Raw genomic sequence first — 7,915 nt, 5'->3', positions numbered from 1 at the left:
CGCGACATGCCCCGACCGGATGAACTGCCGCCGGCCGTCTACGTCCAGGTCGGCAGCACCGAGCCCTTTCAGCCGCAGCCCGCCGTCTACCTGCAGGGGAACGAAGCGCGCCTGCGCTTTGGCCTGGCGGTGCTGGACCGGCTGGCCGAGGGGCGGGTGTTTGTCGCTGCCCCGGCCGCCGACACCGAGATTCTCAAAACCTTCGCCGATGTCCTCACCCACACCTACGCCGGCAATTACCCGGCCCACGACCCGGGGGTCCTGGTGTACCAGACCCGCACGGAGCCGACCGTCAACCGCAGCTGGTACATCGACGCCCAGGACCTGCTGCTTATGGCCGAACTGCTCCAGACCGGCCGCTACCCCACCGCCCGGACCGTCGTCCTGGCGGGCAGCCGGGCCGAGTCGCCACAGCATTTTCGGACCCGCCTGGGGGTCCCCCTGGCCGATCTGGCCGCGGGACGCACCCGGGCGGGGGATACCCGCTTTGTGAACGGCGGGATTCTGACCGGCCATGCCGCAACCGCCGAGGGCTACCTGGGGTTTTTGGAAAAGGCGCTCCACCTGCTGCCCGAAGGCCACGAGAGCGGCGCATTCCTGGGCTTCGTGCGGCCGGGCTTCAAGCGCCCGAGCTACTCACGGGCCTTTCTGTCGGCCGTCAACCCCGCCGATCTCACCATGGACTGCAACCGCAACGGCGGGCTGCGGGCCTGCATCGCCTGCAACTACTGCCCGGATGTCTGTCCAGTGGAGATCCTGCCCCAGCTTACCTACAAGAGCATCCTGGCGGAGGAGGTCGAGGAGTACCTGGCCCACGGACTGCTGGACTGCGTCGAGTGCGGGCTGTGCAGCTACGTTTGCCCGTCAAAAATCGAACTGCTGAAGACCCTGAAACGCGCTAAGGCGTCCTACTATCGGGACCAGGGCTGACGGAGGGCCGCAGGAGACCATGAGAATCGTCAAAGAGTTTTTCGACGCCCGGCGCCCGAAGTTTTCAAAGGGCGGCAAGTATGCCCGCTACTACCCGTTTTTCGAGGCCATCGAAACGATCTTTTTCGGCCCCGCCACCGTCACCGCAGCCGGTCCCCAGGTGCGCGACAGCCTGGACGTCAAGCGCTTCATGACCCTGGTGATCATCGCCCTGCTGCCGCACCTCTTTTTCGGGATTTACAACGCCGGCTACCAGAGCCACCTGGCCTCCGGGCTGTCGCTGAAACCCCTGGCGGTGACCTTTCGGGGCTTGTGGATCGTCATGCCGCTGGTGCTGGTCACCTACGCCGTCGGCTTCTTCTGGGAGGTGCTGTTCGCCGTCGTCCGCAAGCACGAGATCAGCGAGGGGCTTTTCGTCTCGTGCATGCTCTTTCCCCTCACCCTGCCGCCCACCACGCCGCTGTGGCAGGCGGCGCTGGGGATTTCCTTCGGGATCGTGATCGGAAAAGAGATCTTCGGCGGCACCGGCCGCAACTTCCTCAACCCGGCGCTGACGGGACGGGCCTTTCTCTACTTCGCCTACCCGGCCCAGAGTTCCGGAGACGCCGTCTGGACGGTCCTGGTCGGCGCCCCGGAGGCGGCCGCCGATGCCGTCAGCGGCGCCACCCCGCTGGCCCTCGCCGCGGCCACCAGCGGCGGACGGGTGGAGGATGCCCTGGCCCGAGCCGGCTTCGACGCCTCCCGTCTCTTCTGGGGCCTCTACCCGGACAGCATCGGCGCCTCCTCGACCTTCCTCTGCCTGTTGGGGGCGGTCTTTCTGATGGTGATCGGAATCGCCAGTTACCGCATCATCCTGGGCGGGGTGCTCGGCATCCTGGCCGCCGGCCTGCTGCTCAACCTCGCGGCCGGGGAAGGCTCCCAGGCCTACCTGCACCTCAACCCGGTCTTTCATCTCCTGATCGGCGGCAGCGCCTTCGGCATCGCCTACATGGCCACCGACCCGGTCTCAGCCCCCGACATGAACAGCGCCCGCTGGGTCTACGGGTTTCTGATCGGCGCCCTGACGGTCCTGATCCGGGTCTTCAACCCGGCCTTTCCCGAAGGGATCATGCTGGCGATTCTTTTCATGAACGTATTTGCGCCCCTGATGGACCACCTGGCCGTGCGGGCCCGCATCAGGAGAAGGGTGCCGAATGTCTAGCCAAGCCAGATCGCTGCTGTTCGCTGCCGTCCTGTGTCTGGTCTGCAGCATCGTGCTGACCGCCGCCGCCACGGGCCTGCAGGCCCTGCAGCAGCAGAACATGCTGCACGACAAGCACCGCAATATCCTGAAGTCGGTCGCCCTGATCGACCCGGAGGAACGCCAGGACCGGGCCGCGGTGGAAAAACTCTACGACGAGTTCATCGAGGCGGTCTGGGTCACCCCGGAGGGTGAGATCGTGGCCGAAGGCGACCGCGGTCAGCAAGATTACCCGATCTACCTCTACACCCGGGAGGGCGCCATCCGCGCCTATATCGTGCCCATCGACAGCCGCGGGCTGTGGGGCCGGATTCTCGGCTACCTGGCCATCGAGAGCGACGGCTCGACCATTTCCGGCTTCACCGTCTACCAGCACTCCGAAACCCCGGGGCTGGGCGGTGAGATCGAAAAGAGGTGGTTCCAGAAAAACTTCGTCGGCAAGCGCATCGTGGACCGGGACGGCAATTTCGTTTCCGTGCAGATCGCCAAGGGCGACGTCGAGGCCCGGGTCCCCGAACCCCAGCGGCCCTATTACGTGGACGGCATCAGCGGCGCTACCCTTACCGGCCAGTACCTGAGCGCCGGCCTGCGGGAGATCCTCCACAAGTACGAGCCGGTCTCGATCAAGTTCCGCAACAACCAGATCCAGTCCGTCCCCGACGGCAATTCCTGAGGCAGCCCCATGAAGCTCAGCCGCAGCACGACCTACAAGGCGATTTCCGCGGCCCTCTGGCAGAGCAACCCGATCTCCAAGCAGATTCTCGGGATCTGCTCGGCGCTGGCGGTCACCGTCCAGCTCCAGACCGCCATCGTCATGGGGCTGGCGCTGACAATGGTGGTGGCCTTCTCCAACCTGATCATCGCGCTCCTGCGCGATCTCATCCCGCGCAACATCCGGATCATCGCCGAAGTGGCCATCATCGCGACCCTGGTGATTCTGGCCGACGAGCTGCTCAAGGCCTTTCTCTACGACATCAGCAAGCAGCTCTCGGTCTTCGTGGGGCTGATCATCACCAACTGCATCGTCATGGGGCGGGCGGAGACCTACGCCATGTCCCACGGCCCCTACGACTCCTTCGTGGACGGGATCGCCAACGGGATCGGCTACAGCTCGATTTTAATCGGGGTGGCGTTCGTCCGCGAGCTCCTGGGCTCCGGCAAACTCCTGGGGTTCCAGGTCGTTCCCGAGGTTTTTTACAGCGCGGGGTATGAGAACATGGGGCTGATGGTTCTGGCGCCGGGCGCCTTCATCGCCATCGGGCTTTTCGTCTGGCTGGAGCACACCCTTTTGAAGAACTGACGGGGAAAACCGCGATGGAAAACACCGAGAACCTGATCAGCATCCTGTTGAACTCGGTTTTTGTGGGCAACATCCTGCTGGCCTATTTTTTGGGGATGTGCTCGTTTCTGGCGGTCTCCAAGAACCTGCGGACCGCCACCGGCCTGGGGATAGCGGTGATCTTCGTTTTGACCATCACCGCACCGGCCAACTGGCTGGTCTACCACTTTCTGCTGGCCCCCGGGGCGCTGGCCTGGGCGGGCCTGCCGGAGGTCAACCTGAGCTTCCTGCGGCTGGTGCTCTTCATCGCTGTCATCGCCGGCATGGTCCAGGTGGTGGAGATGGTCATCGACCGCTTTTCCCCGGCGCTCTATAACAACCTGGGGGTCTTTCTGCCGCTGATCACCGTCAACTGCGCCATATTGGGGGCCTCGCTGTTCATGGTGGAGCGCGAGTACACCTTCAGCGAAACCGTGGTCTACGGCTTCGGCTCGGGTGTCGGCTGGATGCTGGCCATCGTGGCTATGGCCACCCTGCTGCAAAAGCTGCGCTACGCCGATGTCCCCGAGGGCTTGCAGGGATTCGGGATCAACATGATCGTGACCGGCCTGATGGCCATGGCATTCATGATTTTCTCGGGAATTATGCTTTAGGAGCCCATCGATGTCGGTCTATCTTATCAGCCTGGTGGTTTTCAGCGGGGTGATCTTTTTCCTGGTGGGGGTTCTGCTGCTGGTGGAGGCCAAGGTCACCCAGAAGGGCGAACGCCGCATCGTGATCAACGACGACGAGGAGAAAAGCATCCGCACCCCGGTGGGCCGCACCCTGCTCTCGGCGCTGACCGAAAACGACATCCTGATTCCCTCGGCCTGTGGCGGCCAGGGCACCTGCGGCACCTGCAAGTGCGTGGTGACTGCCGGCGGCGGCGACATCCTGCCCACCGAACTGTCGTTGGTGGGTCGCAAGGAGCGGCTGCAGGGCGTGCGCCTGGCCTGCCAGCTGAAGGTCAAGGAAGACCTTGAAATCCGGATCCCCGACGAGATCTTCAACATCCGCAAGTACAACGCGACGGTGGTTTCCAACGAAAACGTGGCCACCTTCATCAAGGAACTCCAGCTGCGGCTGGATCCCGGCGAGGAGATGCCCTTTGAGGCCGGGGCCTATGTCCAGATCGACATCCCCGAGTACCGAACCTCCTTTGAGGAGTTCAACATCGACAAGCGCTACCGCGCCGCCTGGGACCGCTTCGGCCTGCTGAAGCTCCAGGCGCGGGCCGAGGAACCCTGCTACCGGGCCTATTCCCTGGCCAACCCGCCCAGCGAAAAACTGCTGCGCTTCACCATCCGCATCGCCACCCCGCCGCCGGGAAGCGACGCGCCGCCGGGTGTGGGATCATCCTTCGTCTTCAGCCTCAAACCGGGGGACCGGGTGACGGTCAGCGGCCCCTACGGTGATTTTTTCGTCGCCCCCACCGAGCGCGAGATGTGCTTCATCGGCGGCGGCGCCGGCATGGCGCCCATGCGCAGCCACATCCGCCACCAGCTGGAAACCGAGCACACCGAGCGCCGGATCACCTTCTGGTACGGGGCCCGCTCGCGCCAGGAGATGTTCTACGACGAGGAGTTTCAGGACTTGGCCCGTCGGCACCCCAATTTCAGCTACCACGTGGCGCTCTCCGAACCCCAGCCCGAAGACGATTGGGAGGGCCCGGTCGGCTTCATCCACCAGGTGGCGTACGACATGTACCTCAGCCGGCACGAAGACCCGACGGAAATCGAATACTATCTCTGCGGCCCGCCGATGATGCTCAGCGCGGTCAAAAAGATGCTGGACAGCCTGGGGGTGGAGCCGGAAATGATCAGCTACGACGAGTTCGGCTGAAAAAGGCCCGGGCGGGGCGCTGCCTCCGCCCCGCCCGGGAGTGGGGTTGATTTAGAGCAGGATCTTTTCCGGCGGGCGTCTTTCGGGTACGTAGGCGTGGGGAATTTTTTCCTCGTTCCACTCCTTGGAAACGTAGAGGTTGCAGTAGCAGCTGCCGTATTCCTCAACGTCGGGGGTGCGGTAGACACACGGGCAGATGATGTCGCGGTCGTTTTCCTTGTCGCCCGAGACCAGCCGGCAGGGACAGCCCATGTAGCCGTAGCGCTCCTTGTTGAAGAGCAGCGCCGCCATCAGATCGAAGACCCGCTCGAGATCCTTGTTGAAGTAGTAGCCTTTGGGTTCCTGGCTCTTTTTGAGCATCTGGTAGAGTTCTTCGGCATCCATCACAGTCCAAGCGCCTCCTTGATTTCGTCTTCCTTGTAACCCACGATCACCTTCTCACCGATGATGATGGTCGGAAACGAACACTTGGGGTTGAATTTCTTCACATCCTCCACGATCGCGGCACGCTCCTCACCGTCCAGGGTGTCCACATCCACGAAATCGTACTTGACCGTGCACTCGGCCAGAAACTTTTTGGTGGCCTTGCAGTGGCTGCAGGTGCTGAGCGAATAAACCTTGACGGGTTTAGTGGCCATAGGTTGCCTTCCTTTCATTTATCCGTCCGCAAATGGGTGTTGATGGCCTCTCGGCCAGATGGATAGTATAGATCCCAGCCGAATTCAATATATTTTGGGCGCGGCGTATGCCGCACCCGCGCCGGCGGGCCGCCATCAGGGCGGCTGGGGCGCTTTCAGCCCTCCCAGGCCAAGGCCTGCCACGAGGGCCCGCGTGCGCCGGGCCGGGGCCGCCATGGCCTGGGAGCGCCGCGCGAAAGCCAGGAGATCGTTCAGATCGTCGATGTCGCGCCAGACGGACAGCTGATGCACCCCCAGGCCGTGGCGCTGGAAAGCAGCGAGAGTCTCGGCCAGCACCCGGGCCGTGCCCCAGCGAACGGATTCAAAGACCGCCGGTAGAAAGTTTTCCCGGCGAAAGCCGATGAGATAGTACCCCCCGTCCAGGGTGGGACCGATCACCGCCGGGCGATCCGCCAGGGCCGCAAATGCCGTTTCAAACACGGCCGCCGGGAGATCCGGCAGGTCGCTGCCCACCAGCAGCACCCGCCGGAAACCATCGCCGAAGGCGCGGCCGAAAGCACCCGCCATGCGCTCCCCGAGGTCCGCGCCGGTCTGGGGATAGACAGCGGCCAGGGGCGCCATCCAGGCTGCCACGGCGTCGCAGGCCGCGGCCGGGGTGCAGCAGGCGATCAGCGGTTGGCCGCACTGGCGCAGGGTGTCCAGCAGGTCGGCCACGAACCCGCGGTAGAGCGCAAGGGCCGCCGGCTCTCCCAGGGTACGCGCCAACCGGGTTTTGACCTGGCCCAGCCGCGGGGCGCGCACGAAAACCAGCACGCAGGCGTCACCGGCGCACCCTTGGTCGGCATACCGGATCACGGTTGGAGTTTGTCCAGCTCGGCGATGCAGTCCGCCAGGTCGGGGCGCCGGTTGATGTCCGAAACCGCGATGTAGCGGATGACCCCTTTCTTGTCGACGATGAAGAGGGCCCGCTCGGAAACCCCGTCCGAGCGCAGCACCCCGTAGCGCTCGGCCACCGCCCCGTGGGGCCAGAAATCGGAAAGCACCGGAAACCACAAGGTGCCCATCTGGCGGGTCCAGGCGTGCAGCGTGGGCAGGTTGTCCACCGTGATGCCCAGCACGACCGCGTCGCGTGCTTCGAAAAGCGGCCGGGCCAGGTTGTAGCCCGGCCATTGATCCGAGCAGACCGGCGTCCAGGCCGCAGGCACGAAGGAGATCACCACGTTTTTTTTGCCACGGTAACCGTTGAGGGTCACGTCCCGGCCGCCGAGGTCGGGCAGGGTGAAATCCGGCGCCGGGTCGCCGACCCGCACCTTGAGATGGCTATCGGTGGGCTTGAGTGGCCCCGGGTCGTAGAGCATGTCGTGCTGCCACTGGGGGGCCTGCGCCGGGGCGTGGTTGCCGCCCAGCAGCAGAAAAGTGGCTGCCAGCGCAACGGTCAAGCTCCGCATGGTGGTAACCTCCCGCTGTTCGGGCCCCGAAATCCAAGTCCGGGGCCGCCGTTGTTGTTTTGCCGATAAAAGCGCTGGCCGGCCGCAAAAATCGCAGGCCCTTTACCCCCACCTGCGGTGGCCAGTGGGTCATTCCCCGAGGCCGGCATTTTCCAACAGAATCTCCAAAAATTCCCCCGCCCCACCGTCCTCGATCCCCCCCGCACGGGAGTAGAAGACCCGCGCGGCCCCGTCACCACCGATTCTGGCACCGAAAAAATAGGGCGTGCGAACCGACCCCAGCTGCTGGTGAACGGCCAGGCGCTCATCGGCAAAAAGTGGAAAGGGGATGGTGAAGCTTTGGCGGAAAACCCCCACCTCGAACTCCGAGTTGCCGACACCGATCCCGATCAGCTTGACCCGACCGCGCAAGTGCCGGTCCGCTTCGATGATCTCAAACAGCCGATTGACCTCCGGGGCTTGCCGCTGGCAGTGGGGGCAGTACATGCTGAAAATTTGG

At 64.2% G+C, this 7,915-nt stretch carries 11 protein-coding genes; 6 read left to right on the top strand and 5 right to left on the bottom strand.

Annotation, left to right across the window (positions count from 1 at the left end; genetic code table 11):
- From LJE63_00220 to nqrF, 6 genes are all read left to right on the top strand, one after another.
- The coding region (locus LJE63_00220; GenBank protein ID MCG6905015.1) for a 4Fe-4S dicluster domain-containing protein at positions 1-930 on the top strand (930 nt) is incomplete at its 5' end.
- A gap of 19 nt (positions 931-949) precedes the next feature.
- Positions 950-2,131 (top strand): NADH:ubiquinone reductase (Na(+)-transporting) subunit B, encoded by a 1,182-nt coding sequence (locus LJE63_00215; GenBank protein MCG6905014.1) that lies wholly within the window; start codon positions 950-952, stop codon positions 2,129-2,131.
- The gene (locus tag LJE63_00210; GenBank protein MCG6905013.1) at positions 2,124-2,843 is read left to right on the top strand and encodes an FMN-binding protein; all 720 of its coding nucleotides are present in this window, start codon (positions 2,124-2,126) and stop codon (positions 2,841-2,843) included. The genes LJE63_00215 and LJE63_00210 overlap by 8 nt, the downstream gene beginning before the upstream one ends.
- A gap of 9 nt (positions 2,844-2,852) precedes the next feature.
- A complete protein-coding gene (locus LJE63_00205; GenBank protein MCG6905012.1) occupies positions 2,853-3,470 on the top strand; it encodes an NADH:ubiquinone reductase (Na(+)-transporting) subunit D in 618 nt (205 codons plus the stop codon).
- A gap of 14 nt (positions 3,471-3,484) precedes the next feature.
- Positions 3,485-4,102, top strand: coding sequence for an NADH:ubiquinone reductase (Na(+)-transporting) subunit E (gene nqrE, locus LJE63_00200; protein MCG6905011.1), 618 nt, complete (start codon positions 3,485-3,487; stop codon positions 4,100-4,102).
- A 10-nt stretch (positions 4,103-4,112) separates the two neighbouring features.
- Positions 4,113-5,330, top strand: coding sequence for an NADH:ubiquinone reductase (Na(+)-transporting) subunit F (gene nqrF / locus LJE63_00195; GenBank protein ID MCG6905010.1), 1,218 nt, complete (start codon positions 4,113-4,115; stop codon positions 5,328-5,330).
- A 51-nt stretch (positions 5,331-5,381) separates the two neighbouring features.
- Here the strand turns inward: nqrF and LJE63_00190 are convergent, their stop codons facing one another.
- The 5 genes from LJE63_00190 to LJE63_00170 form a co-directional block, all read right to left on the bottom strand.
- Positions 5,382-5,714: a ferredoxin:thioredoxin reductase gene (locus LJE63_00190; GenBank protein MCG6905009.1), complete on the bottom strand. Its 333-nt coding sequence runs from the start codon at positions 5,712-5,714 to the stop codon at positions 5,382-5,384.
- On the bottom strand, positions 5,714-5,968 hold the full coding sequence (locus LJE63_00185; GenBank protein MCG6905008.1) for a glutaredoxin family protein: 255 nt from the start codon (positions 5,966-5,968) through the stop codon (positions 5,714-5,716). Before LJE63_00185 ends, LJE63_00190 begins: the two co-directional genes overlap by 1 nt.
- A 135-nt stretch (positions 5,969-6,103) precedes the next feature.
- Positions 6,104-6,823, bottom strand: a complete 720-nt coding sequence (locus LJE63_00180; protein MCG6905007.1) for a TIGR04282 family arsenosugar biosynthesis glycosyltransferase — start codon at positions 6,821-6,823, stop codon at positions 6,104-6,106.
- Positions 6,820-7,416, bottom strand: coding sequence for a peroxiredoxin (locus LJE63_00175; protein MCG6905006.1), 597 nt, complete (start codon positions 7,414-7,416; stop codon positions 6,820-6,822). The genes LJE63_00180 and LJE63_00175 overlap by 4 nt, the downstream gene beginning before the upstream one ends.
- A 129-nt stretch (positions 7,417-7,545) precedes the next feature.
- A partial coding sequence (locus LJE63_00170) for a redoxin domain-containing protein (protein MCG6905005.1) occupies positions 7,546-7,915 on the bottom strand: 370 nt, incomplete at its 5' end.

The sequence above is a fragment of the Desulfobacteraceae bacterium genome, from assembly GCA_022340425.1.
Lineage (GTDB): Bacteria > Desulfobacterota > Desulfobacteria > Desulfobacterales > JAABRJ01 > JAABRJ01.
Note: the sequence above shows the minus strand (reverse complement) of the source record. Positions and strands in the feature narration are given on the sequence as shown.